The 287-nt window shown below is 72.8% G+C and carries 1 pseudogene; it reads left to right on the top strand.

Going from position 1 to position 287, the window contains the following annotated elements:
• A pseudogene (locus tag G4D83_RS45395) lies at positions 1 to 287 on the top strand (IS66 family transposase); the annotation flags it as partial.

Here is a 287-nt window from a genome sequence, read left to right as displayed (position 1 = left end):
GGACCCGCCCGGTACGCTGCCGAGGAAGTCGGAGCCGACCGGCCGGAAGCCCGGGGGCCAGCCCGGGCACAAGGGCAGCAAGCGCGAGTTGTTGCCACCGGACCGGGTGAGTGAAGTCGTCGCGGTGGCAGCACCGGAGCGCTGCACGGGCTGCACCGGGCCACTGCTCCGGTTGGATGAGGCGCCGCCCGCGCGGGTCCACCAGGTGGTGGAGTTGCCGCGCGTGGTACCCGAGGTGAAGCAGTACGAGCTTCACGCGGGCTGGTGTGCCGGCTGCAACGCCTGGC

It is taken from the genome of Myxococcus eversor, assembly GCF_010894455.1.
In the GTDB taxonomy this organism is placed as follows: Bacteria; Myxococcota; Myxococcia; order Myxococcales; family Myxococcaceae; genus Myxococcus; species Myxococcus eversor.
The sequence above is the reverse complement of the archived record's forward strand: the minus strand, read 5'-3'. Positions and strand labels throughout refer to the sequence as shown.